Annotated in this window: 21 protein-coding genes; 12 read left to right on the top strand and 9 right to left on the bottom strand. The window is 44.7% G+C overall.

The genetic code is table 11. The annotated features are described in order from the left end of the window. Nucleotides 1–10: 10 nt before the first annotated feature. Complete coding sequence (locus tag sps_RS15635; protein ID WP_077753373.1) at nt 11–2,608, top strand: TRAP transporter permease; 2,598 nt, start codon at nt 11–13, stop codon at nt 2,606–2,608. A gap of 91 nt (nt 2,609–2,699) precedes the next feature. Here sps_RS15635 and sps_RS15630 read toward each other — a convergent pair whose 3' ends face one another. Further along, a complete protein-coding gene (locus tag sps_RS15630; RefSeq protein ID WP_149027289.1) occupies nt 2,700–3,632 on the bottom strand; it encodes a LysR family transcriptional regulator in 933 nt (310 codons plus the stop codon). A gap of 97 nt (nt 3,633–3,729) precedes the next feature. On the opposite strand from sps_RS15630, the gene sps_RS15625 reads away from it, so the two are divergent. From sps_RS15625 to sps_RS15595, 6 genes are all read left to right on the top strand, one after another. Next, entirely contained in the window at nt 3,730–4,788 is a 1,059-nt protein-coding gene (locus sps_RS15625; protein ID WP_077753371.1) for an HlyD family secretion protein, read from the top strand. Nucleotides 4,789–4,790: 2 nt separating this feature from the next. Beyond that, entirely contained in the window at nt 4,791–6,383 is a 1,593-nt protein-coding gene (locus tag sps_RS15620; protein ID WP_077753370.1) for a DHA2 family efflux MFS transporter permease subunit, read from the top strand. 51 nt (nt 6,384–6,434) lie between these two features. Then, complete coding sequence (locus sps_RS15615) at nt 6,435–7,340, top strand: LysR family transcriptional regulator (protein WP_077753369.1); 906 nt, start codon at nt 6,435–6,437, stop codon at nt 7,338–7,340. 152 nt (nt 7,341–7,492) lie between these two features. After that, nucleotides 7,493–8,932, top strand: a complete 1,440-nt coding sequence (locus sps_RS15610; RefSeq protein WP_077753368.1) for a DUF1254 domain-containing protein — start codon at nt 7,493–7,495, stop codon at nt 8,930–8,932. A 47-nt stretch (nt 8,933–8,979) separates the two neighbouring features. After that, complete coding sequence (locus sps_RS15605; protein WP_077753367.1) at nt 8,980–10,518, top strand: sulfatase-like hydrolase/transferase; 1,539 nt, start codon at nt 8,980–8,982, stop codon at nt 10,516–10,518. A gap of 81 nt (nt 10,519–10,599) precedes the next feature. After that, nucleotides 10,600–11,364, top strand: a complete 765-nt coding sequence (locus sps_RS15595; RefSeq protein WP_218919596.1) for a hypothetical protein — start codon at nt 10,600–10,602, stop codon at nt 11,362–11,364. A 117-nt stretch (nt 11,365–11,481) separates the two neighbouring features. Here sps_RS15595 and sps_RS15590 read toward each other — a convergent pair whose 3' ends face one another. Both sps_RS15590 and sps_RS15585 read right to left on the bottom strand, forming a co-directional pair. Next, nucleotides 11,482–12,705, bottom strand: a complete 1,224-nt coding sequence (locus sps_RS15590) for an OmpP1/FadL family transporter (RefSeq protein ID WP_077753365.1) — start codon at nt 12,703–12,705, stop codon at nt 11,482–11,484. A 155-nt stretch (nt 12,706–12,860) separates the two neighbouring features. Beyond that, nucleotides 12,861–14,258 carry a DUF1254 domain-containing protein gene (locus sps_RS15585; protein ID WP_077753364.1) on the bottom strand — a complete coding sequence of 466 codons (1,398 nt, stop codon included), beginning with the start codon at nt 14,256–14,258 and terminating at the stop codon, nt 12,861–12,863. Between the two features lie 161 nt (nt 14,259–14,419). On the opposite strand from sps_RS15585, the gene sps_RS15580 reads away from it, so the two are divergent. Then, nucleotides 14,420–15,589, top strand: a complete 1,170-nt coding sequence (locus tag sps_RS15580) for an anaerobic sulfatase maturase (protein WP_077753363.1) — start codon at nt 14,420–14,422, stop codon at nt 15,587–15,589. A 62-nt stretch (nt 15,590–15,651) separates the two neighbouring features. Beyond that, the gene (locus sps_RS15575) at nt 15,652–16,110 is read left to right on the top strand and encodes a GNAT family N-acetyltransferase (RefSeq protein ID WP_077753362.1); all 459 of its coding nucleotides are present in this window, start codon (nt 15,652–15,654) and stop codon (nt 16,108–16,110) included. Nucleotides 16,111–16,171: 61 nt separating this feature from the next. Here sps_RS15575 and sps_RS15570 read toward each other — a convergent pair whose 3' ends face one another. Continuing rightward, on the bottom strand, nt 16,172–16,465 hold the full coding sequence (locus tag sps_RS15570) for a hypothetical protein (RefSeq protein WP_335695429.1): 294 nt from the start codon (nt 16,463–16,465) through the stop codon (nt 16,172–16,174). Between the two features lie 147 nt (nt 16,466–16,612). Between sps_RS15570 and sps_RS15565 the strand changes: the two genes are divergently transcribed. After that, nucleotides 16,613–17,521, top strand: coding sequence for a radical SAM protein (locus sps_RS15565; protein ID WP_077753360.1), 909 nt, complete (start codon nt 16,613–16,615; stop codon nt 17,519–17,521). Here the strand turns inward: sps_RS15565 and sps_RS15560 are convergent. The 4 genes from sps_RS15560 to sps_RS15540 all read right to left on the bottom strand — a co-directional run bounded on the left by sps_RS15560 (nt 17,518) and on the right by sps_RS15540 (nt 22,455). After that, nucleotides 17,518–18,501 (bottom strand): LysR family transcriptional regulator, encoded by a 984-nt coding sequence (locus tag sps_RS15560; protein WP_077753359.1) that lies wholly within the window; start codon nt 18,499–18,501, stop codon nt 17,518–17,520. The genes sps_RS15565 and sps_RS15560 overlap by 4 nt on opposite strands. After that, complete coding sequence (locus tag sps_RS15555) at nt 18,498–19,457, bottom strand: LysR family transcriptional regulator (RefSeq protein WP_077753358.1); 960 nt, start codon at nt 19,455–19,457, stop codon at nt 18,498–18,500. Before sps_RS15555 ends, sps_RS15560 begins: the two co-directional genes overlap by 4 nt. 681 nt (nt 19,458–20,138) lie before the next feature. Then, nucleotides 20,139–21,155, bottom strand: coding sequence for an outer membrane beta-barrel protein (locus sps_RS15550; RefSeq protein ID WP_077753357.1), 1,017 nt, complete (start codon nt 21,153–21,155; stop codon nt 20,139–20,141). A 466-nt stretch (nt 21,156–21,621) separates the two neighbouring features. Then, nucleotides 21,622–22,455 (bottom strand): mechanosensitive ion channel family protein, encoded by an 834-nt coding sequence (locus sps_RS15540; RefSeq protein WP_077755718.1) that lies wholly within the window; start codon nt 22,453–22,455, stop codon nt 21,622–21,624. A gap of 233 nt (nt 22,456–22,688) precedes the next feature. Between sps_RS15540 and sps_RS15535 the strand changes: the two genes are divergently transcribed. Then, nucleotides 22,689–23,153, top strand: a complete 465-nt coding sequence (locus sps_RS15535; protein WP_077753355.1) for a hypothetical protein — start codon at nt 22,689–22,691, stop codon at nt 23,151–23,153. A 118-nt stretch (nt 23,154–23,271) separates the two neighbouring features. Here the strand turns inward: sps_RS15535 and sps_RS15530 are convergent, their stop codons facing one another. Continuing rightward, nucleotides 23,272–23,484, bottom strand: coding sequence for a YdcH family protein (locus tag sps_RS15530; RefSeq protein WP_077753354.1), 213 nt, complete (start codon nt 23,482–23,484; stop codon nt 23,272–23,274). Nucleotides 23,485–23,812: 328 nt separating this feature from the next. On the opposite strand from sps_RS15530, the gene udp reads away from it, so the two are divergent. Next, nucleotides 23,813–24,571 (top strand): uridine phosphorylase, encoded by a 759-nt coding sequence (udp, locus tag sps_RS15525; protein WP_077753353.1) that lies wholly within the window; start codon nt 23,813–23,815, stop codon nt 24,569–24,571. The last annotated feature ends 84 nt before the right edge of the window (nt 24,572–24,655 follow it).

Here is a 24,655-nt window from a genome sequence, read left to right as displayed (position 1 = left end):
GGTTATTCACATGCAAAAAACACAAAAACTAGGGGCGTTAGCTGATATGGCCGCCAGTAATGATTCCGGAGCTAGGGAGTTAAAGGGATTTTCCGGCAAGTTTATCACCTGTATCGCCTTATCTTGGGCCTTGTTCCAACTTTGGTATGCCTCACCACTGCCGTTTATTTTGAATATCGGCATCATCAATGATACTCAAGCTAGGGTTATTCACCTGGCATTTGCCATTTTCCTCGCGTTTACGGCATTTCCGGCGTTCAAATCATCCAGAAAGCACAGTGTCCCTGTACTCGATTGGGTGTTTGCTTTTGTGGGAGCCGGAGCCACCCTCTATCTTTTCTGGTTCTATGAGCAGCTGTCGACTAGACCCGGCGCACCTATACCCATGGATATCTATGTGGCAGTTATTGGCATGGTATTACTGCTTGAGGCCACTCGTCGAGCATTAGGCCCACCATTAATGATCGTGGCGGGACTATTTTTGATTTATATCTTCGCCGGTCCTTTTATGCCGGAGGTGATCTCTCATCGCGGCGCATCATTATCGAAAGCAGCTAGCCATTTATGGATCACCACTGAAGGCGTCTTTGGCATCGCTTTGGGGGTATCCACCAGCTTCGTATTCCTGTTTGTACTTTTCGGCGCCTTGTTAGAAAAAGCAGGAGCAGGTAATTACTTTATCAAGATGGCATTTGCCCTCTTAGGCCATATGCGCGGTGGGCCAGCAAAGGCGGCCGTACTTGCATCGGGCATGACGGGATTGATTTCTGGCTCCTCTATCGCGAACGTGGTGACGACTGGTACCTTTACTATTCCTTTGATGAAACGTATGGGCTTGCCAGCTCATAAGGCTGGGGCTGTGGAAGTTGCCTCATCCTGTTATGGTCAGATCATGCCACCTATCATGGGAGCCGCGGCTTTCTTGATGGTGGAATATGTAGGTATTCCCTATGTTGAGGTGATTAAACACGCCTTCATACCGGCGATTGCGGCTTATCTGACGTTCCTTTACATCATGCATCTCGAGGCTCTGAAGGCTAACTTGCAGGGCATAGCGCGTACCGAACCGCCAGCGCCTTGGAAGGTGCGTTTGCTACGGTCTGGTATCACCATATCCAGCTTGATTATTCTGGCGGGTGTAGTCTATTTCGCTCTAGACTTTATCAAGGGTAATACGGGAGATGCCGCGGTTTGGCTCATCTCCGTGGGTACCTTGCTGGCATATATCTTTCTGGTTTCACACAGCGCTAAGTATCCGGATTTAGAGATTGACGATCCTAATTGCACGACGCCTGTGCTGCCTAAGCTTGGGCCAACGGTAAAGTCGGGTCTGCATTTCTTGTTGCCTGTGGTGATCTTGGTCTGGTGTCTGATGGTTGAGAAGCTATCGCCTGGTCTTTCGGCCTTCTATGCCACCGCATTTATGATCTTTATTCTGTTGTCTCAGCGGCCGCTGTTTAGCTTCTTCAGGGGACAGAAGGCGGGGTTGAGCGAAATCAAGGAGGGTGTAAGAGATCTGCTGGTTGGCTTAGAGACTGGTGCCAGAAACATGATAGGTATCGGTGTCGCTACAGCGGCTGCCGGTGTCGTCGTTGGCGCGGTAACCCTGACAGGTCTGGGACCTGTGATGACTGAGCTGGTAGAGGTGATGTCAGGTGGCAGTCTAGGCTTGATGTTGGTCTTGATTGCTGTGATTAGCCTGATCTTAGGCATGGGGTTACCTACAACCGCAAATTATATCGTAGTCTCTAGCCTGATGGCGCCAGTAGTGATTAGCCTAGGTGCTCAACATGGCTTGATTGTGCCGCTTATCGCAGTACATCTGTTTGTGTTTTACTTTGGTATCATGGCGGATATCACTCCTCCTGTAGGTTTGGCGGCCTTTGCTGCATCGGCAATCTCTAAGGCCGATCCAATAAAAACGGGTGTTCAAGCGTTTAAATACGCCATGCTGACTGCGGTTCTGCCGTTTATGTTTATCTTCAATACCGACATCATATTAGTGGGCATAGATAGCATCTGGCAGATGATGTTTATCTTTATGTATACCTTAGTGGCCATGTGCCTGTTCGCCTCCGCGGTTCAGGGGTATTTCGTGACCAGAAGTAAACGTTATGAGTCTGTGTTGCTTATTCTTGTGGCCTTTAGCTTGGTTCGCCCCGATTTTTGGCAGGATCTGATAAAGCCCAAGTTTACCGATCATCCTGGCAGTGAGATAGCTCAGGTCGTGGAGACACTTGAGGGCGATGAGCCGTTACGTCTGGTCTTGGGTTATGAAACCTATAAAGGCGAGAGTAAGCAGAGGGTGGTAATGTTGGATCTTCCCCAAGCTGATACGGCGCAGCAACGTCTCGATGATGCAGGCCTGATGCTGATGCAAAACGATAAAGGTCAGACTGTTGTCGACATGGTTGGCTTTGCCAGTAACGCGCAGAAGGCGGGGATCGATTTCGATCAACAGATACTGGCTGTGCAGCAGGTGAATACTCGCTTCGCTAAAGAATGGATATTCATTCCGGCACTGATGCTTGCCGGGTTTGTCTTCTGGCGTCAGCGCAGGCGAGCCGATACTGAAACAGAGCTCGATATCGAACCCGTCAATGCCTAGAGACTAAGTTATATTGACTTCAAAGCATTGAATCAGCCGCGAACAGTTATTCTGTTCGCGGCTTTTTTATGGACGATATAAATAAGGGGTTTTACTGTGGCATTGAGATGAAATCGGGGGTCTCAAGCAGAATATTATCCGGGTTTTGACTCAGACTCTCGTAGAGAAACTCGATAAACACCCGGTATTTTCTCGGGAGATAGGCTCGTTGTGGAAAGCTCATGGTGAGCTTAGTCTGGGTCATAGGGAAGTCTTCCAGCAGAGGGATCAACAGTCTGTTTTCTAAGGCATGTTGGGCTATTATATTGGGCACGGTCGCTATGCCTAAGCCCTCTATTGCGGCTTCTCTGGCTAAAGTGACATTGTTCACTGTCAGTTGAGCATCCGGGTCTAAGGTTACCCACTTATCGCCGTCAAACAGGGTCCAGCTGGCGTCCATATGTGCTGATTTCAGCTTAATAGCCTTATGCTGGTTGAGGTCTTGCGGAGTTTTTGGTGTGCCATTACGAGCAAGGTATGCCGGGCTCGCCATCAGGGTTTTGGCCGTAATAAGCAGATCATAACTCTGCAGCCTGGTATCTGTTGACGAGGTTATTTGAAACAACACATCCACATCCTCTTCAATCACATCAACCTTGCGGTTACTGAGCTCAGCTTCTATGGATATGTCAGGGTAGCGCTCGAGGAAGCGAGCAAATATTTTTCCAAGAAATAGCTGTCCTAGCTCAATGGGGCAAACAATTCTGAGTTGTCCCTTGATCACCTGCTGGCTGGCACTGAGTTGATCTTCGGCCTGCTTAAGATCCAGTAAGATACGATGAACCCGGTTGTAATAGGCCGAACCTGCCTCGGTTAACTTGAGCTTTCTGGTGGTGCGAAACAAGAGTTGAACCCCAGCATCAGCTTCTAATTCGGCTATCTTACGGCTCACCGTGGCCTTGGTCAGGCCCAAGGCTTTAGCCGCTCCGGTAAAACTTCCCTGCTCGACGACCTGAGCAAACATTTGCACGCGATTGAGATCCATTATTGTTACACCTGTGAAACAGTGGGTTGAATTTTAACTATCTAATAAACATATAGAGACAGTAGTAGACTATGAAGTACTAATCAAGGAGTCATGTATGTCCAAAAGTAAATTATTCATTCTAGCGCCACTCTTCATCGCAGCAATAGCGGGTGGTGGCTATTACTGGTGGACTCAGGTGCGCTTCTTCGAATCCACCGATAATGCCTATGTGGAAGCAGACATTTCAAATATTAGTGTTAAGGTTCCCGGTTATGTGGTGATGACAGATATTACCGATAACCAACATGTCGACGCTGGTCAACTATTGGCTCAGCTTGAAGACAATCAATATGAAGCTAAGGTCGCTCAGGGCGATGCCGAGTTAGACAGTGCTATCGCAGATCAACAAGCCCTGTTAGCAAAGGTGAGTCTGCAGCATGCTTTGATTAATCAAGCCGCAGCAGGTGTTGCCGCTGCTGAGTCAGATCTTTCTCGTGCACAGCAGCAGTTAATGCGTTCGAAGAAACTAAAAGTGAAGAATTACAGCTCTCAAGACGATGTCGATGAGAGGCAGGCCGGCGTGGAGTCATCCATTGCTCATTTGGATGAAGCTAAGGCTGCGCTGATCGCTCAGCAGAGAGAGCTAGCTGTATTTAATGCGCAGCTACAACAGATCGATTCAAATGTTGTTAAGGCGAGAGCCGGATTAGATTTGGCTAAGATACAGCTGGCCGATACTCAGGTGAGAGCGCCATTTTCGGGTGTGATCGATAAGCGCGGGGCCATGATGGGTCAGTATGTGCAGCCCGGTCAGGCCCTCTACAGTTTGGTGCCGGATGGGGCTGTATGGATCACGGCTAATTTTAAAGAGACCCAGATCCAACATATGCAGCCCGGTCAAACGGTGAAAGTTAATCTCGATGCGTTTCCCGACAAAACCTTTACAGGTGTTATCGATAGTCTGTCACCCGCATCCGGTGCCAAATTTAGCCTGTTGCCGGCAGAAAATGCTACCGGCAACTTCACCAAAATAGTGCAGCGTATTCCGGTGCGGATCCGTCTCGATCTTAGTGAAGAGGAGGCGAGGGTGGTTCCTGGTTTGAGTGCCGTCGTTAAAGTCGATACCCGCAGTGCCTCACTAGATCAAGCCCTCGCTGCTAATCCGGGTCGCTAGCCATGAGTGCCGGTGCCGAGTCAATATCAGAGTTGCCATCCGCAGTGACGGCCGAGCCTCAGGGTTATGGGAAAGGTAGCCGCCGAGCCTGGATTGCCGTTTTTGGTGGTCTTATCGGTGCCTTTATGGCGATTCTGGATATTCAGATAACCAATGCCTCCATGAAGGAGATTCAAGGCAGCCTGGGAGCGACCTTAGAAGAAGGTTCTTGGATCGCTACCGCTTATCTGGTGGCAGAGATGATCGCCATTCCACTGTCAGGCTGGTTGAGTCAGGGTCTGTCGGTACGACGTTACCTGTTGTGGACTACGACTGCTTTTATCGGGGCGTCGGTACTCTGTTCTATGTCCTGGAATCTGGAGTCTATGATCGCCTTTAGAGCCATGCAAGGCTTCTTCGGTGGGGCGTTGATCCCTTTGGCATTCAGGCTGATTCTTGAGTTTCTTCCCGACGATAAGCGTTCGGTGGGTATGGCCTTGTTTGGCGTAACTGCTACGTTTGCCCCGTCTATTGGCCCGACTCTGGGTGGTTGGTTGACCGAGCAGTTTAGTTGGCACTATCTTTTTTACATCAATGTGCCCCCAGGACTACTGGTGATGGCCATGCTCGCCTACGGTCTGGAGAAGAAACCTGTCGTATGGGATAAGCTGAAAAATATGGACTTGTCTGGCATCATCACCATGGCATTGGGGATGGGGTGCTTGGAAGTGGTGCTTGAGGAAGGCAATCGTAAGGAGTGGTTCGGCTCGGATCTGATCCGTAATCTGAGTATCGTAGCTGCCGTCAACATCGCCTTGTTTATCTATATACAGCTGAAGAAGAAAGAGCCTCTGGTTAATCTCAGGTTGCTGGGGCAGAGAGATTTCGCCCTTTCAACCTTGGCGTACTTTCTGTTGGGTATGGCGTTATTCGGTGCCATCTATTTGATCCCTCTCTATCTATCACAAATTCATGATTATAGTCCTCTGGAAATAGGCGAAGTGATCATGTGGATGGGCTTTCCGCAGCTGCTAATACTACCTTTTATTCCTAAACTTATGGAGCGTTTCGATGGTCGCTATCTGGCGGCATTCGGTTTCGCCATGTTTTCTCTGAGTTACTATATGAATAGCCATATGACGGCGGATTATGCAGGCGATCAGATGATAGCCTCACAAATCGTGCGCGCTCTGGGTCAGCCATTTATTCTGGTGCCCATTGGCATCATAGCCACCATGCATATCAAGCCCCACGAAAATGCCTCGGCATCGACGGTACTCAATGTGATGCGTAACTTAGGAGGAGCCTGTGGTATTGCGTTGGTGGCGACCATGACAGATAACTTGTCTCGGGAGCATCTGGCCCATATTAAAGAGACGCTGCCTGCGGTGAGCTCTCTGGCTAATGACTATTTCACTCAAACTGCCAGCGTGCTAACACAGGCTGGGTCAGATCCTGTGACAGCTTCGGCTCAGGCTCATGCGATGCTGAGTCAGACGATGACGCAACAAGCCTATATTCAGGCCTATAATGATGTGTTCTACATGTTGTCGGCTCTGCTGCTGATCGCCGTAGCGTCAGTACTCTTGATCAGGAAATCAGGTAGTAAGCCTTAGAACTATGATCTCTACGATAGACTGATACTTGTATAATTCGGGAAGAAAAAAATGGCTAAAGATTTAAATCTACTGCGTTTGCTGATTATTCTAGGTGAAGAAAAACAAACTGTATTAGCCGCAAAACGCATGAATGTAAGCCAGCCGACTATCAGCATCATGTTGAAAAAATTGCGGGATCAATTTGATGATCCCCTCTTTATCAGAGATAAAAATAACTTGGTGCCTACAAGAAAATGCAGCCGAATTTTATCAAGCTTACCCGATATATTTATTCAACTAGATACGCTTTATAGCGATAACACCAAGTGGGATATCTCAGAGCTTAGTGGAGAACTTCATCTCATACTTTCGCCGCCTCTGATCCCGACTCTCGGGGTTCATTTAATTAGACTACTGACGTCATTAGCGCCCGAACTCACGGTGCAATGTTCCCATTGGAGTCTGGGGACGCCGCAACAGCTTGAGCTTAATGCTCAACATTTCGGTATTACTTACCTTCCCATGGAAACCAATAAGACGTTAATGGAACAAGAGATCGGCAGTGATGAATTTGCTTTTGTGGTGAGAAAAGACCACCCCCTAACGGAAGCGACTGTTAAGGCCCTGCTGCCTTACCCTATTTGTATCAGTATTATTCCGGGTGTCACGGGCCCGTCTAAAGCCGAGAAACTCATTCGTCATTTTAAGCTAAAGAAAAAAATAAGCCTGAGAACCGGTGACATATCTTTGATGACTAATTTAATGAAAGAGAGTGATTACATAAGTATCATGCCGCGTTCACTGCAATCCTCTATTGGCGACAACTTTCGTTTTCTCTCTCTGCCTCAGGAGTTGGTTCCGAGAGGTTATCAAAGAAAAATTGCGTTTTTCTGTCATCAAACTAACCGTAAGCAACCCCTAACCGAGTGGTTAATCAGGGAGTCGAAAGCAATACTAGCCCAAGGTTGCCCTTAAATTCAGGGACATTAGCCCTCAAAGAGTGAAACTCACTATCTTGTTTATTTAATTGAATTAAAATTCTTTATTTAAAAGACTAATAGAGAGTATAGAAACAAATTTTAGCGAAAATACGTAAGCTAATCCTATCCACTTGAGAGGAGTAGCTTATGTTTAAGAAACGAATAACTGCCGTTATTGTGGCAACGGTTTTAATGCATTCTATGGGGGTCAGTGCCCATGAAATGAAATCTCTTCCTTCGTCTGCAGCCTCCCAGATACAAGATAATCAAGCCAGTACCTGGTTAGATCAAGAAAGTTACCTACTGGCAACCGATGCCTATTTATGGGGCTCGACCTTAGTTAGGATGGAGCAGGTTGCACGCCAATATACTGATCTATCGCAAGCTCAAAATGACACTAGTTATCGTGCGCCCTTAAATCATTTTGGCCATGCCCGTCGCCTTCCTACCGATGAAGATACAGATATGCCCACCGCAAATCGCGATACCTTGTATTCGAGTGCAATAGTCGATGTGTCGAAACAGCCAATGATCTTATCGACGCCCGAGGTCGATGATCGATATTTTGTCATCGACATGTTTGATATGTGGCATAACCTGTTTAAGTACGTGGGAACCCGTACTACGGGAAAATCTGCTCAAAAAATGATGATTGTGGCACCTGATTGGCAAGGCGATGTGCCAAAGGGAGTCACGCTTGTTGAGGCGCCGACCGCTAAGGTCTGGTTATGGGGGCGTACCCAAGTCTTTGGTGAAAAAGATTACTCTAAGGTTCATGAGATTCAAGATCATTACACTCTGACACCATTGAGCATGTATCTGTCGGGGAAAATCACCGACTTTACCTCTACGCCTTTATCGCCCAGAGCTGGAATTGCTAAGGATCCTCTGAGATTCTATGAAGAACTTGGTGCTTACCTAAAAGCCAACCCGATTTCTAAACGTCAGCAAGCACTCTTGGGGCAATTCAAAAAAATAGGCCTGAGTGAAGATGGATTTGATCCCAGTAAATTAACTCAGGCGATGAAGGTGCAACTGGAGAAAGCTGTCAGAGATGGACGACAAATTGTCGCGGCGCAAACGTCAAATCCGGTCACTTTGATGCAGAAAGATGCCTGGTTTTATTCTTTTGTGCTTGACCAATTTGGTGATGATAACGCGTTACGCTCACTGATTTCTCACCCCTATCTCGGCGGGCAAGGGGCGAAAGAAGCCATGTACCCGATTGCTTATACAGACTCACGAGGTCAATTGCTTTCGGGTAACAAGAACTACACCATGCATTTTACTACCGCCCCGCCAGTTCACTCGTTCTGGTCCGTCACTCTGTACGATGCAAAAACAAAGATGTTAATTGGTAATGAGATTAATCGTTTTAGCATCAGCGACCAAACCCCCATCACCAAGAATAGTGATGGAACGTTCGATCTTGTCCTCTCCTATAAAAAACCCATAGACAGCAAGCTGGTGTCCAATTGGCTACCTACAGCCAAAGATAACTTCTATGCCATCACTCGTCTATATGTGCCATCACAGGCAATTCTCGATATGAAGTGGACTGTACCAGGGATTAATCCGTCGAAATAATCGATTAATTGCAGCTATGACTCTTTTAAATTTATAGGTAGTACTCAATGAAAAAAACAAGCTTAGCCAAGACTGCCTTGGCGATTGCCGTGACCTCTTTTGGTGCTCATGCGGCTCATACACAACCTAACATTGTCACTATTATGATTGATGATGTGAGTCCTATGGATATCTCAGCCTATCACCGTGGCTTAGGGGCGATAGAAACCCCCAATATAGATCGTATTGCGAAACGCGGCATGATGGTGAGTGATTATTATGCACAAGGCAGCTCTACTGCGGGTCGAAGTGCCTTCATTACCGGTCAATACCCCTATCGAACGGGCCTGACAACGGTAGGGCAGCCAGGCTCGAATATTGGTCTGCAAAAAGAAGATCCGACTCTGGCTCAGATGCTGAAGGCCAAAGGCTACTCGACGGTTCATGTTGGCAAGAGCCACTTAGGAGATCGTAATAAGTACTTACCTACCGTTCATGGCTTCGATGAGTTTTATGGCTTCCTGTATCACTTAAATGTCATGGAGATGCCTGAGCAGGCAAACTTTCCTAAAGATCCCGATTTTGTCGGGCGGCCACGAAATATGATCCACAGTTATGCCACCGATGATTATGATAAAACCGTACAGGATCGCTGGGGAGCAATTGGTAAGCAGCGCATCGAAGATAAGGGACCCTTGGGCGCAGAGCGCATGAAAACCATAGACGATGACTTTTTGAAATTTTCCACGAATTGGTTAGATAAACATGAGGCAAGCCAGCCAGATAAGCCTTTCTTCATGTGGTTTAATCCATCGCGTATGCATCAACAAATTCACGTCAAAGATGAGTATTTAGGTTCGAGCGGGCATACCGAATACTTCGATGCATTGAAAGAGTTAGATGATCAAATTGGGGTGTTGCTAGATAAACTCGATGCCCTTGGAGAAACGGACAATACCATCATCATGTTCACCGCAGATAACGGTATTAACTTAGATCACTGGCCAATGGCGGGTTCGGCTTCGTTCCGTGGTCAGAAAGGGACTACATGGGATGGAGGCTTTAGAGTACCTATGCTTATCAGCTGGCCGGGACACATCCCTGAAGGGAAATACACAAGTGGCTTTATGACTTCCGAAGACTGGGTTCCTACTCTGATGGCCGCAGCTACCGGCGATACTAAAATTAAACAGGAATTACTTAAAGGTAAGAAAATTGGCGATACAAACTACAAGGTGCATTTAGATGGTTACAACCAATTAGATATGTTGACTAACAATGGAGCCAGTAAGCGTCACGATTTCTTTTTTTATAACGAGCAAGATTTGAACGCGTTTCGTGTCGGCAAGTGGAAAGTGCACTTGAAAACTAAGACCGAGTGGACCGAACCAGCAAAAGCCTGGCCTCTGGGCATCATCCTGGATATTAAGGCGGATCCTTTTGAGCGCAGTATCGATACTAACGGTTGGTTCCTATGGATGAAAGAGCGTTCTTGGGTAGTGCCAATATTGCAAAAATCAATTGTGGATTACAAAAAATCATTGAAAGCTTTTCCTCCTCGTCAAAAGTCGGGTGGGATCGGCATGTCGGATAAATCAGTTAAATAGGGCATTTGGCTGAAGCTAAATAGTGATAAAAGGAGCATTTAGCTCCTTTTTATTTTCTTCATTTTCTAAGCAAGGTGTGCGATGAAATATATACCTTTATCTCTCTTAGTGATTGCTTTAACTCCATTCTATTGTGCTGCAGCTACAACAGCTACAACAGCTACAACAGCTACAACAGCTACAACAGCTACAACAGCTACAACAGCTACAACAGCTACAACAGCTACAACAGCTACAACAGCTACAACAGCTACAACAGCTACAACAGGTGATGATGTGGATATGTCTGATCCCATGGCGGTATACACAGGCGGAGAAATTAAGGCTGGCGATCAGGGCCTGGGAGGAACGTTACAAATATCGGTAGGCAAGAATGACTGGGCCGCAATGAGCAAGTTAGATGCGACAAATAATTTTGAGACCTATCGAGCCCGTATTTTTACACCTAATAAAAAAACCGGGACTGGCTTTTACATTGATGCGGGTAAGGATAACCATATTGATGGCATCAGCTCTAAATACGCCACAGTTGGAGTATTACAGGTGATCCCTATCAATGAGAATTTAAGGCTATATGCTGGGATCACCTATGGTAAATCTTGGGAAGCTAACAATAAATTTCAAGATACTAAACTCATTAATACTCAGATTTACGCTAAATATAAAATCGATGAAAAGTTTTTCATTATGGCATCACCGCAATATAAATATGGCCTAGATGGTGAGGAGTTTCGTGATTTCTATGCCGAGCTTAGCCTAGGTTATAAGATAGACAAGAGTAACATCATTATGTTTACCGGCAGTACAGATCAACAAATGTGGCTTACCTATAAATTCCGAATATAGCTGTGTTTTGACGCCTTAAGCTCAGCAGTTAAAGGGGATTACTCCCCTTTAACTGGATATAACGGGTATAAGTTGGGTGATTAGAAAAGAGTAATGGCGGTTTGCTTAGTAGGTGGGTCAGTTAAAGGCCATGTTCATGGTAATTCCGAAAAATTGATTCGAGTTATCAAATTGTCCGTTCATACCATCATTATTAATCTTAGGTTCGCCATAATCCACATAGCTATAATATGTATTGAATACGGTGTCTTTCGTCCATCGATACGTTACGCCAATACTGTATCTATGTTGAGTATCAACAGGCAGGTCTGCACCTTGGTATTCAGGTATATCCAATGGAGAACTCGCATACCCTATGCCGGCTTCTAGTCGTACTCTAGAGGTTAATTGATAACGGGCGCCCAGGGCGCCAGTCCAGACATTTTCAAAATTGCGATCTATTTGAGTCACGTTGTTGCCATTAATAGATACTCGGGTGGATTCATTATCACTCCACTGTTCAAAACCAAGGCTCCAAACAAGACTAAGAGGTTGAGATAATTGATGCAGTCCCGAGACTTCAACTTGACGTGGGTTCAATACATTTAAACCTGCCAGGCCAGATTTGGCAGGGATAGTCGGATCTAATGAGTCAGGTACATTCGGTAGATCTACCTTGACTGGATTGCTATTAAATGTTCCGGTTAAGTCATGATCCATTCGAGAACGATAGGTAATACCAAAACGTGTATCTTTATCCCACTGATAAATGGCGCCAAGGTTATACCCCAGAGACCAACTGTCCGTATTCACATTGGCTTGATCATAGATCAGACTTTCTTCAAACGTCGCATAGTCAACTTGAAGGCCTGCACCAAGAGATAGCTTTGAATTAACTTGATAAGCAACACTTGGATTAAACTGCATTACCGATAATCTGAGGTCGTTCAAGTTTAATGATCCCCCATAGCTTGTTCCATAATCTAATGCGCTTCCTCCCTGGACTGAGATGCTCATGCCAAGATGTACATCATCACTTAGTTGATGTACATAGTAGAGGGAGCCATAGGGTTGAAGTCCTCCGGCATTGCCACTATCCAAGCTAGGATCTGATGCATCTTTATAATGAACTCCGAGATCCATCATGGCTAGGTTAACGCTTAATGCGTCACCATCAAGATAACTCATACCTGCGGGATTCGAATATGCTACCGATGCATTTTCTGCTATCACAGCACTACCTGCTCCGGCAGTACTCACAGTCATGGTACTCATTTCCGGAATTAAGGTGCCGGCCGCGTTTGCCTGGCAGGCGAGCAGCAAGGCTGAACTCAATAAGGTTAAAGAGTGTATTTTATTCATAGGAAGATCCTCTTTCAGTACACAGTGCCAAACAAAAAGAGTATCTTGAGCGAACACCCAAGATACTCTTCATCGAGACTTATTTAATACCGATGGGTATGGTTTTATTCCACATAAGTAGTTGTTAGTTCAGAGACTTACTCGGAATGGTGTCATTACTGTTTGATCACTTGGGGAAGTTGGTAGGTGTTGTCTAATACAGCTTGGGTGGGCTCATACAGGCGCATATGTAAGTAGAAATCATCTTCCGGTGCAGGTAGCCAATTACATTGTGCATCTAGTGGCTTATCGTGCTGAATACACATGGTTAATGAGCCATCCTTGTTGTAGGTCAGTTCATCTTTACGACTGCTTGATATCGAGTAGCGGTTAATACTATTTGGTACCATAAATAAGTGCTTGGCATCGTACATGGTCAATGACCAGAATGCTTTTGCTGGCGCATCGGCCGACATCGTCATTCTGTATTGATTCTTTCCTGACAGTTGTTGTCCATCCTCATCCGTATAGCGATTGGGGTATAGGGCTCTCTCTTTAGTATTCAACCCCGCGGCGCGGAAGTTAATACTGGCACGACTTAAGAAATCATGACCATATTTACCTCCCTTGAACATCATTGACCAACCGTTATTCTTGGTTCCTAAATTCCGGCCTGCGTATTCGATGATCTGCGGCGCAGCATTAAGCGCACGCATCAGGCCTTTTTTCTGATCAACGGTCAAGTTATCTGAATCGAAGGGTTTATCTCTCCCTATGTCTATGTACTTAAATTGATCGACGATAGAGGCATCGGCAGGAATGGGGTTATTGCGTAGTTCTTTATCGATCAGTTTATACCAGTCCAACCCTTGAGGACGGGTCATAGGAGGAATGCCGCCTTTGGCATGAGTTAGCTTGACACTTTTGTGTTGCAGTCCAAGTTCTGATAGAGGGTAATTTATGAAGCCATCATGAGTTTTTAATGCGGCCTTGAGATCTTTATCACCGGCAACTCCGGTTCTTTGAATGTACCAGACAAAGGGGGTTCTGGACTCTATGATAGCGTCAATTCCGTCCGGTATTTTACCGTTATCTCCTTTCCATCCCTTGTTCACCAGCAGAAACTTACCACCATTTTTACCGACATTTTCTTCAATCAAATTGCCTACAGCTTCGGAGTAATCATCCAGCAGCTGCACAATGAAATAACGACTGTTTGTGGGCGGTATTTCAATCACCATGGGGCCTGTCTGATTCAGGTTGATGTGCGATTGTGAATACAAGGTATCGTTATTCACAGTTGGAACAATTTTGTCATCTGGCCCAGCAAGACTGACGGTTTTACCCATCATGTTCATGGGGGCCATGCCATTATCCATTGGCATGTTTACGTTCGTTGAAGTTTGTCTGACTTGGGCTACGGTCAATGGTCCTGCACCGTATATAAAGGCCTGTAGACCTAAGTTATACGCTAATTCTTCTTGTGGATTTATTGGTGTTAATTCAGCTGCAAATACCGCTGTGCTGCTCAATAAACTTGTCGCAATGAGTGTAGAAATTATCGCCTTTTTCATATTAACGCCTCTTGCATAGATATCAGTAAAGGCTAGCGATTCTTGGTAAACAATAACAATTAAAAGAATGAATAGCGGCTATTAAAAATATCAATTCGACTGGGTTAATTAAATTGCATAAATTAATAACAATCGATAATTGTTATTAATAAGGTAATAGGATGATAGTGACATCTGATCCGGCACCATTAATGCCTTATAGTCTCTTTATTAAATCTGAAAGTGCTAAATGCAATTTGGATTGCCACTACTGTTATTACCTCAAACATGAAGATAAGCAAAAGCCAGGGATGGATGAAACGACACTAGAGAAAATGATAGTCAATCATATGAAGTCACAACCTGAACAAGCCAGTGTTGTTGACTTTATCTGGCATGGCGGTGAGCCTATGATGAGAGGATTAGACTTCTATCGCTCTGCCATTGAATTACAGCGTCAACAAAAATCCACTAAGCCTATCCAGAATACGATTCAAACTAATGGCACCTTAATTAATGATCGTTGGGCCGCTTTCTTCGCTCAGCATCATTTTATGGTAGGCATCAGCATAGACGGTCCGCAACTTATCAATGATATTGCCCGTATTGATAAAACCGGACACTCTTCATTCGAAAGAACCATGCGCGGCATGCGTCACCTCAAGCAGCATGAAGTTGATTTTAATACACTTACTGTGATTAATAATAAGAGTTACCGTCACGGTAAGCAGATCTATCAGTTTTTAAAGGATAACGGCAGCACTTATCTGCAGTTTCAGCCTTGTATTGATCATGATATGGATCGCCGATTCGATTATGACTGGACCATTTCGGGTAAACAGTGGGGACAATTTCTGTGTGAAGTTTTCGATGAGTGGGTAGAAAATGATATAGGTAAAACCTATGTTCAGTTTTTTGAAAACTGCCTGATGATTCTAATGGGTCACCAGAGCCAGATGTGTCATCACGCCGATACTTGTGGTCAGCAGCTCATGATTGAATCCAATGGAGAGGTTTTTAGCTGTGATCATTATGGTTATGATGAATACAAGATTGGCAATATTCATCGAGACAAAGCATCCTTCGCGGCCATGGTGCGTTCAGAGCAGCAAGTCAATTTTGGTCAAGATAAACATGAGTCGTTAAGTCAAAAATGTCTGCAATGTGATTTTAAACCTTTGTGCAATGGAGGTTGTCCAAAAAATAGAGTCGCTAGCACAAATAATGGTGAAGATCTCAATGTGCTCTGTGAAGGTTATGAAGCCTTCTTTAAGCATTCACTTCCTGTGATGCTGAGAATGGTTGATGCGATGCAACAGGGCTATTCCCCACTACACTATCGCGTGTTTTAAAAAGCATATTTGGATTTTAGGGGCTGTGATAGACTGATCTTTTACCCTGCCGGAGAAAGGTTATGCAGTGGAGTGAGTTGGCGTTTAATGCACTCTCAGTTGATGAGTTATACGAGCTGCTGAAGCTTAGGGTGGATATCTTCGTGGTGGAGCAAAATTGCCCCTATCCGGAGCTGGATGATAAAGATAGACACAGTGAAACACAGCACTTACTTGGACGAAACTCACAGGGTGATATTGTGGCTTATGCTCGCATATTGGCCCCCGGTGTGAGCTACCCTGAGGTTAGCATTGGCCGTGTCGCGGTTGCCGAACAAGCTAGGGGAGCAGGTGTTGCCCATCAATTGATGCAAGAATCCATCAAGCTAGCGAGGAAATATTGGCCCGAAGAAAATATTCAATTAGGTGGACAAGAATATCTGAAGAGCTTCTATCAGAAGTTAGGCTTCGAGCCTGTGTCTGAGATGTATTTGGAAGATGGGATACCGCATCTGGATATGTTATATAAAATCAGTAAATAAAAGGAGCACTCCAGATATTAATCGAGTGCTCCTTTTTGGGTATTGCCGCAATAAATTGAGGTTATTCCCTTAGCTGGACCTTAGTGTCGAAATCAACTTCACCATGATGGCAGATACTTGCCATTTGGTTATGTTGTGCGATCATCGCTAGTGGTCCAGAGGGCAAATGGCGGACAAACAACAGTCGATATCCGAATCGATGTAGACTGTATAGCGCCATCTTCTGCTCGGCGTTCATTGAGTTCCAATGTTCGTTTTGCTCTGGGGTGGTACTTCGTCTATCTTGCAGTTGTTGTGCTATTTGCATATTTTTATCTTCACGTATGCAGGCCGATGCTGCCTGTCTTTTCCGCACTCGGTGCGTTCACTTCTCCTCGAGAGAGGCTAAGTGAAGTGTTATAGTAACAGCTCATTGCTGAACAAAAATTGAACTGCATCATCATATACTTATTTATGAGTATTCAAAAGTCTTTCTTGAGAGCTAGTTCACAGTTTATTAGGTATGAGTTTATTAGGAGAGGGTAACTTGCTGAATTATATCGAGCCTGTGTTTCGTCCCCCATCTGAGTGGAAGTCACTTATCTTGCAGGTGACTAATGGTTGCAGTTGGAATAAGTGCAGTTTCTGCGACATGTATACGGCACCACAGAAACGTTTTCGCGCACAGAAATTGGATAAAGTCGCCGATGATATTAAGGCCGTGGCCAGTCGGGGAGTGAGCGTTAGCCGTATTTTTCTGGCCGACGGTGATGCCATGAGTCTGCCTTTTTCCAGATTAGAAGAGATCTGTTTACTGATCAGGGAGCACTTGCCTCAGGTCACAAGAATAAGCAGTTACTGCTTGCCGAGAAACTTGAAAAACAAGAGCCCAGAACAGTTGCTTAGATTAAGGGAGTTAGGCTTGTCTTTGTTCTATATCGGCTGTGAGAGTGGCGATGATGAAGTGCTAAAGCGTATTGAGAAAGGTGAGACCTATGCGTCTTCTCTAGAGGCATTGAATAAGATAAAGGCTGCTGGGATCAAGTCATCTGTGATGATTCTCAATGGCTTAGGCGGAACAGCACTCTCAGACCAACATGCAATAAACTCGGCTCGCTTGATGAATGCGGCTCAGCCGGAGTTCCTTTCGACCTTAGTCGTGACGCTACCCTTGGGCACGCAGAGAATGGATAAGTCCTATGACGGCCTATTTCAACTGCCCGATCCAATGGGATTGTTCAGTGAGATGCAAACCTTGTTACAGCATTTGGAGTTGAATAAAACGATATTTCGTTCGGATCACGCCTCGAATTATTTGGTGCTCAAAGGCATATTGGGTAAGGACAAGAGCAGCCTGCTTGCTCAAGTCGAAAGCGCAATAAACAGGCCTAAGGAGACTCTACTGAGACAGGAGTGGCAGCGGGGTCTCTAGCTAGGGCTGTTGTACGATCCTATTTGTGGGTTTCCAGGTAAGTTTCTGAGGCTACGGCTCAACCTGAGTGAGTCGGTGATGGTTAGGCAGTAATCTTTAAACCATTGGATGAGTGGGTCTTTATGAACTCTTGCATGCCAATATAAGGCGCTCTCAATAACTGGCAGCTGTTCATGGTGAATGAAGGCCAGTTTATCTTGCCAATGTGCATTATGGATGATGGTATCGGAAAGAAAAGCGATATGTTTTCCCGCCAGTAACCCATTTCTTAGCACCAACATAGAGCTACTGGAGAAACTGACCTTACGGGTCAGGTTATGAGCCTGCACTAGCTGATTGATATGTGTCTCAGCTGCACTGGAGGTCGAATATTCGGCAGTGTCGAAGCTGAATATGTCTTCTAGGCTAGGTTTGTTCAGCTGATTGATGGGATGGTCTAAACTAGAGGCGATACAATATTTTTCTCTGCTGATATGACGGCCGTATATGTTTGCTGGTGGTGCGACTTTCCCCCCAGCGCAGAGGTCAACTTCTCCGGACTCTAACATGGAAAACATGTCTTTTGGCTGATGTAAGAATTCTAACTCGACGTTAGGTGCCGCCTGCATCACCATCTCGAGTATCTGAGGAACTATTTCAGAAGTCATGCTATCGATAAATGCGATTCGAATGACACCGTGCACCTCTTGAGGATCGAAGGTTTTCTGTAAAATTAACCGACTGCTCATTTCCAGCCATTCCAGCAGATTGGGTAATAAAGCTAGGGCCTTCTCCGTCGCTTTAATACCTTGACCATGCTTGATAAATAAAGGCTCATCGAATAAATTTCGCAGCTTCTTTAAATTTTGGCTCATGGCGGGCTGGGAGATATCGAGGCGCTCGGCACTCTTAGAAACACTCTGTTCCTCGATTAATACTGTCAGGCTCAGCAGTAAATTAAGATCGCAGCGCTGAATTATTTTTAGATCCGAGTGGTTCATTTAGTGACATCTTTATCGGTTAACTGTTCAACAAGAATTGATGAAATAAGCTTTCTAAACCATTTCTGCAATTTACTATTTCGGTGTTGCATGTTCCAACACACTTTAAGTTCCAATTCGATAGGCTCTCCGAGCCAGATAAAATCTTCTGTGTTTCGGCCCTTTAGCACACCAGTAGAAAAGTGGGGGACTAAGGTCGCAGTGTTAGGTGCGGTCAAGGCTTGTATCATAGTACTTAAAGAGCCCGATGATAGTGAGTATGAGGCATCTTCGGCGTTGATGGTCTTCAACGCATTGATGACATGGATCTGATTATGTTCTTGATACAAGTATCTCAGAAGCTGAAATGGACTATCATCGTTGATGTTGTCATCTTGATGTAAACCTTCATTATACCTAGCTGCGGTCTTATCTAGTGTTACCATCTGCCAGGGATATTGAGCAATAACTTGGCTCTTTATGGGTTTAGGTACATTGTCATAGAAACCGACAATAAGATCTATGTGCCCTCGTCTGAGCATTTTAAAGCCTTGGGTTTTTTGGGTGACATATTCAAGCTCGATGCCCGGAGCATATTTGTCCAAGTCTTTAATTATACGAGCGATACAGACTTGAGCGATAACGTCATTCATCATGACTCTGATTCGACCCTGTGCTGTGGCTGGATCGAATTCATCTCCCTCAAGCATGCTAATGACTCGATTGAGTAAAGGTTTGAGATCTTGCTCTATAGCTGTAGCCTTGTTGGTGAGTGTCATGCCATTGTGGCCTTTCACCAATAGAGGATCTTCGAACATTAATCTTAGGCGTTTTAGTACCTGACTCATGGCCGATTGAGATAACCCAAGTTCCTTTGCTGCATTGGTTACATGTGCTTCTTTTAGTAGCACAGATAAGGCGATCAGTAGGTTTAGGTCACATTCTTTAAGTAGATCGAAGTTTCTTTTTAATGGCATCCAGCAGCTCTAAGGTATGATCTCATAACTGTTTGACTATAGATGAAAAGTTGCTTTCAGCATAGATATAAGACGTGAAAAAAGGCCATCCTTGGCCTTAGGGGTCACAAACTTGCTTCTTAACCAAGACTATTGATTAAGAGGGATAAATTAGTTGTTCACTCAAAGAGTGATATCTCCTTTAGCGATATCAGCAGAGGCGTCCGCCTTCTGTTTTCGCTGTACATATACTCGAGTATATGTCGTCCTTTTCTGTACCTGAACTCGCGAGAGCGCTGTTTCCTTTTAGCCTAAATCCTTTTAAAAGTTCCATCTTGTTTAATTGCCTAAGTATCCTTTACCTGGGCTCAGGCATCCCGCCTGATTAAACAGTGTTATCCATATCTGGTACAAATTCATCGTTCATATCAATTTCACTTCAAACCAGTACGTCCGGGTCCTGGATGCATCCTGCATTAATGAAGTAATACGTCCCTGTGATAGCTTGTTCCATCTGCTTTTGGTTTACACATCCTGTGCACTAGCTTCCTGCCTAGCCTCTGGTATTTCCTTTCCAGAGATAATGAATCCTTTCTATAGTCAGATACTCAATCCTAGAGTGGTCGGGTCCATATGTTCTGACAAATTCGCGCGCTAACACACTAAAGGCCTATCCTTGGCCTCCAGAGTTACATCTCAAGTCTAAGATGCAATAACTTGGCTTTCACTGGTTAGAGTGATGATTACGCGACGTTCTAGAGCTCGCTCTTGAGTCGAGTTAGCGTGAGCATTTTTCTCGCCAGATGCTTGATGATCTAGCTGCTTAACTTCAACGCCATGAGAAGTCAGGTAGTCTTCAACATGCTGTACACGCGCTTCAGAAAGCTTTTGGTTGTAGCTTGCATCGCCTTGGTTATCGGCTTGACCGATAAGCATGATGGCATCGCTGTCATTTTTCTTAGAGATACGAACGACTTCGTCAAGTTTCGCTTGAGCTGTGCTGCTTAGTTCTGACGAATCAAAACCAAAAAGTACGGCTACACTGTTTTTCTCAACTTTAGTCTCGTAAACAGGCTCCGGACGCGGTGCAGGCTTAGTCTCTTTGATCACTGCAGGTAGTACGGCAGCAGTCTGTGTTGGAGTAACACCGAAACGGTAAGTCATCTGAATGCCTACAGTTTGTGCATCCATATTTGCTGTGTTCCAAGCGTTCTCATCGATACCTGCGAAACGGCGGTATTTAGCTGATATAGCCAATGAGTCAGTGATGTTGTAGCCAACACCTGCACCGAAGTAGGCTGCGGTATCAGTATCACTGACGTATTGGTCGGCAGTCATTTGATGAGCGATGTGGTATTGATAAGCACCCGCTTCACCCGTTAGGAACCACTTCTCATTAAGTGGAAGTGTGCCAACTAAGCCTAGTGTGAAACCGTCGACTTCGATGTTTTGGCCATTGTCGGTACGCATGTGAGCATCATCAAGAGTACCCAGATCTTGCCAGCCAGCTTCGACGGCGAAGTATTTGTTTAGCTGGTAACCTACGATAGCGTTCCAAGCTAGGTCGCTGTCGTCGCTTAGGTAATCGCCTGTTACATCAACACCTTCGAAGTTACTCTGGCCTGCGCCGGCACCTATGTACCAAGTGTTGTCGACATCTGCTGCGTTTGCATATGAGAAAACGCTCATCAGTGCGATAGCTAGTAGTGATTTTTTCATCTTTGTGCTCCCTAATGGAAATTTCAAAATCATTATGTGTTTTGTTTGTATGGGACGCATTTTGAGGGAAAAAGCAGATTTGATCGATAGAGTATATCTTATAATGATTATTCGAATTTGTAATACCTAGGTTCAAACCCTTATCTGGCTTAAGATTAAATTAAGTTTGGAGGGGGGGCATTGAGTTATTTATTTTATGTAATAGAAGGTGGGAGCGCGCAGCCTCTGCTTAGGTTGTTGATTTGGCTGGCTTTTATGTGGGTTCGTTTGTTTTGGATACATTCTAGTAATATTTCCCTCCTTATTAATATCAAGTCTGAATTTAATATTAATAAGGAAAACAAATTAACCTGTGTGGTGTTCTGGGTAGATGCTGGCTCAAAATTGCATCTATGAACTTCTATGTAAACTTCTCGTACCGGCCATGGAGTTTCAATGCCTGCTGCATTTACTGCCTTATATATAGCTACTTTTCTATGTGTACTTCTCGTACCGGGCATGGGATTTCAATACCAGCTGTGTTCAGTGACTTATATATAGCCAAATTGGTTTGGTACTTATCTTGATAATAGGTCTGTGTTGGCACCCAGTATCGTATGCCTATTTCGATACCTATACTGTTGAATCCATTGATACCCACATGAGCCCCCTTATCCTGATATACATTAGGGCTTGCGGCTAAGATCTCTTTAGCCAGTGCAGTGACTTGCTCTGGATCGGATTTATAACTGATATTGAATTGAGTTTCGACCAACTTGTTGGCAAAGGAGTTATGCAGTATCTCGCCGACTATATGTTTGTTGGGTATATTTATCTGCTCTCCCTCTTCATTAGTTAGCACCGTCATCCCAAGGAAGATATCTTTGACTACACCCGTCACTTCTTTCACTGTGATGGTATTGCCTACCACAAAAGGTCTGGTCACTATGATGGTGATACCTGCCGCGTAGTTAGACAGCATGCCTTGTATTGCCAAACCAGCCCCTAGAGAAGCGGCACCTATCGCTGCAACCATAGGTGTGATACTTATCCCCAATTTTCCTAAGGAGATGATAGCTACCATGATGATAATCAGTATACGCACCAAGTTACTGACGAAACTGCTGAGGGTGATATCTATGTTGTGTTTTTCAAATTGTCTGGTGACAAGGTTTGAGACTTTGGCGGCGAGCCAGAGACCTATTAAGAAGATGAAGAGTGCACCGACGAGGCGGAAACTGTATTGAACTAAAAATTCGGTGATCAGCGAATATACATTTTGTAGTTGCTGAATTTCCTGTTGCAGATGATCTTCCTTCATAACTTGTCCTTTAAATAACTGCAAAGCTAGATGCTGAGGCTGGATGATCATGTTACCCAAATTTGTTGATATTTGTACTTATATTGTAAGTAATTTGCTGGGACTCTAGTGGGCATATTCTGCAACTTGAGATTCAACGTGAACAAGATCATGAATTGGCGCTAAGGTTACACTGACAAGATTAGGGATAGGATATTCTGTTGTCTCATATGACTTAATCTAGGATCTAAATAATGAGAGCGTTTATTTTTGCCATCTGCACCTTGTTTGTAGGCTTTGTTCAGGCATCTGTTTACACCGAGGGGGCACTTGTTGCACCAATCGTACTACAAGATCAATTTGAACACGAAGTGACTGTAACATCTGCTACTGAAGTCTTGTTATTTAGCCGTAATATGAAAGGTGGCGATATCATCAAAGAAGCGCTTGAAAAGCTTCAGGCCGATAACCAACAAGGCCTTGATAACTTAGTGTATGTGGCAGATATCAGCGGTATGCCCTCACTTATTGCTAAATTCGTGGCTATTCCTCAGATGAAAGATCTGCCTTTTTCCATGGGGCTTGATAGGGAAGGGGATGTGACTAAAGTGCTACCTGGTGAGAAAGATAAAGCGACATTGATCAGGTTAGATAAGCTTAAAATAGTCGATGTGGTAATTTTTGATTCGAGTGAAGCCTTACTCAAAGCGTTGAAGTAATCTCTGGGGGGCCGTTATGATAATTGCAGTGATGGCCGCTATTTTATTCGCATGCCGAATAAAATAGATGAAAAATAAAATGGGCGCTTAGGGCCCATTGTTAGCGAAGATTCTTATATTACCCAGATTTTTTCAGGATTGAGAATATTTCTTCTTTAAGATGAAGTTTTCTCTTTTTTAATTCATGGAGCTGATTATTTGAATCGCAGGCGCTGTGCTGTTCCAGTTCTTTTATCTGATGATCTAGCGCATTGTGTTTGTTAAAGGCCTTTAGAAAGTGGGCATCATTGCTCTTAAGTTCAGTGATTAGTTCTCTGTATTCCGGAAACATAGTTTATATCCTTTCTGTTGTTTTTTTCCCCTAGTTCAAGTTTAAATTAGCTCAGTTTTTTAGCGATGAATGTGATCTGAGTCAACTAGATTGACATTCGTTAATTTGAGCAACAGGCCTCTGCAAGTGTGCCTATATTACTGAGTTTTATAGGCATCTATGCTATTTAGACTCGAGAGACCAAAGAACCTTTTCTGTAACTGGCTTACATCAAAATATTTACCTGTTGCCAGAAAAAGTGTGATCGAGTTAACCTTATCCGCTTCGATACTAGGTTAAAGTCGAATTTAGAAGAATTTTATAATCAAAATTGAAAGGGGTTTTCACAATGTCTGATGTATTTCATTTAGGCTTAACTAAAAAAATGTTAGATGGAGCAAGCTTGGCGATAGTGCCAGGAGATCCTGAGCGGGTAAAGCGCATTGCCGAATTGATGGAAGGGGCGACATTTCTAGCCAGCCATCGTGAATATACTAGTTACCTGGCATATATAGACGGTAAAGCAGTGGTTATTTGTTCAACGGGTATCGGTGGACCTTCTACCTCTATCGCAGTTGAGGAGCTTGCTCAGTTGGGTGTGACGACTTTCTTACGCGTCGGCACCACTGGCGCAATTCAGCCTCAGGTTAATGTTGGCGATGTGATTGTTACTCAGGCATCGGTCCGTCTGGATGGTGCAAGCTTGCACTTCGCTCCTATGGAGTTTCCTGCCGTTGCTAACTTCGAATGTACTACCGCCATGGTAGCTGCGAGTCGCGAAGCTGGCTTGGAGCCGCATATCGGCATTACCGCATCTTCTGATACCTTCTACCCAGGCCAAGAGCGTTACGATACGGTTTCAGGTCGTGTGACACGTCAATTTAAAGGTTCGATGCAAGAGTGGCAAGACTTGGGCGTATTGAACTATGAGATGGAATCATCGACACTATTCACCATGTGTGCTTCTCAAGGTTGGCGTGCAGCCTGTGTTGCGGGTGTTATCGTTAATCGTACTCAGCAGGAGATCCCTGATGAAGCTATGATGAAGAAAACAGAGGTGAGTGCCATCTCGATCGTTGTTGCAGCGGCGAAAAAATTACTGGCTTAATAGAATCAATTAGAGCTTCCCTGCAATTAGCTCTGTTTAACTCCATGTTAGCTAATTGAGCTACTAATCCAGTGATACAGATGT

The sequence above is a fragment of the Shewanella psychrophila genome (assembly GCF_002005305.1).
GTDB lineage: Bacteria > Pseudomonadota > Gammaproteobacteria > Enterobacterales > Shewanellaceae > Shewanella > Shewanella psychrophila.
The sequence above is the reverse complement of the archived record's forward strand: the minus strand, read 5'-3'. Positions and strand labels throughout refer to the sequence as shown.

Excerpts from the sequence above, each read along its gene's own strand:
- sps_RS15635 (WP_077753373.1), top strand. The coding sequence starts at position 11 with ATGCAAAAAACACAAAAACTAGGGGCGTTAGCTGATATGGCCGCCAGT.
- sps_RS15630 (WP_149027289.1), bottom strand. The coding sequence starts at position 3,632 with ATGGATCTCAATCGCGTGCAAATGTTTGCTCAGGTCGTCGAGCAGGGA.
- sps_RS15625 (WP_077753371.1), top strand. The coding sequence starts at position 3,730 with ATGTCCAAAAGTAAATTATTCATTCTAGCGCCACTCTTCATCGCAGCA.
- sps_RS15620 (WP_077753370.1), top strand. The coding sequence starts at position 4,791 with ATGAGTGCCGGTGCCGAGTCAATATCAGAGTTGCCATCCGCAGTGACG.
- sps_RS15615 (WP_077753369.1), top strand. The coding sequence starts at position 6,435 with ATGGCTAAAGATTTAAATCTACTGCGTTTGCTGATTATTCTAGGTGAA.
- sps_RS15610 (WP_077753368.1), top strand. The coding sequence starts at position 7,493 with ATGTTTAAGAAACGAATAACTGCCGTTATTGTGGCAACGGTTTTAATG.
- sps_RS15605 (WP_077753367.1), top strand. The coding sequence starts at position 8,980 with ATGAAAAAAACAAGCTTAGCCAAGACTGCCTTGGCGATTGCCGTGACC.
- sps_RS15595 (WP_218919596.1), top strand. The coding sequence starts at position 10,600 with ATGAAATATATACCTTTATCTCTCTTAGTGATTGCTTTAACTCCATTC.
- sps_RS15590 (WP_077753365.1), bottom strand. The coding sequence starts at position 12,705 with ATGAATAAAATACACTCTTTAACCTTATTGAGTTCAGCCTTGCTGCTC.
- sps_RS15585 (WP_077753364.1), bottom strand. The coding sequence starts at position 14,258 with ATGAAAAAGGCGATAATTTCTACACTCATTGCGACAAGTTTATTGAGC.
- sps_RS15580 (WP_077753363.1), top strand. The coding sequence starts at position 14,420 with ATGATAGTGACATCTGATCCGGCACCATTAATGCCTTATAGTCTCTTT.
- sps_RS15575 (WP_077753362.1), top strand. The coding sequence starts at position 15,652 with ATGCAGTGGAGTGAGTTGGCGTTTAATGCACTCTCAGTTGATGAGTTA.
- sps_RS15565 (WP_077753360.1), top strand. The coding sequence starts at position 16,613 with ATGAGTTTATTAGGAGAGGGTAACTTGCTGAATTATATCGAGCCTGTG.
- sps_RS15560 (WP_077753359.1), bottom strand. The coding sequence starts at position 18,501 with ATGAACCACTCGGATCTAAAAATAATTCAGCGCTGCGATCTTAATTTA.
- sps_RS15555 (WP_077753358.1), bottom strand. The coding sequence starts at position 19,457 with ATGCCATTAAAAAGAAACTTCGATCTACTTAAAGAATGTGACCTAAAC.
- sps_RS15550 (WP_077753357.1), bottom strand. The coding sequence starts at position 21,155 with ATGAAAAAATCACTACTAGCTATCGCACTGATGAGCGTTTTCTCATAT.
- sps_RS15540 (WP_077755718.1), bottom strand. The coding sequence starts at position 22,455 with ATGAAGGAAGATCATCTGCAACAGGAAATTCAGCAACTACAAAATGTA.
- sps_RS15535 (WP_077753355.1), top strand. The coding sequence starts at position 22,689 with ATGAGAGCGTTTATTTTTGCCATCTGCACCTTGTTTGTAGGCTTTGTT.
- sps_RS15530 (WP_077753354.1), bottom strand. The coding sequence starts at position 23,484 with ATGTTTCCGGAATACAGAGAACTAATCACTGAACTTAAGAGCAATGAT.
- udp (WP_077753353.1), top strand. The coding sequence starts at position 23,813 with ATGTCTGATGTATTTCATTTAGGCTTAACTAAAAAAATGTTAGATGGA.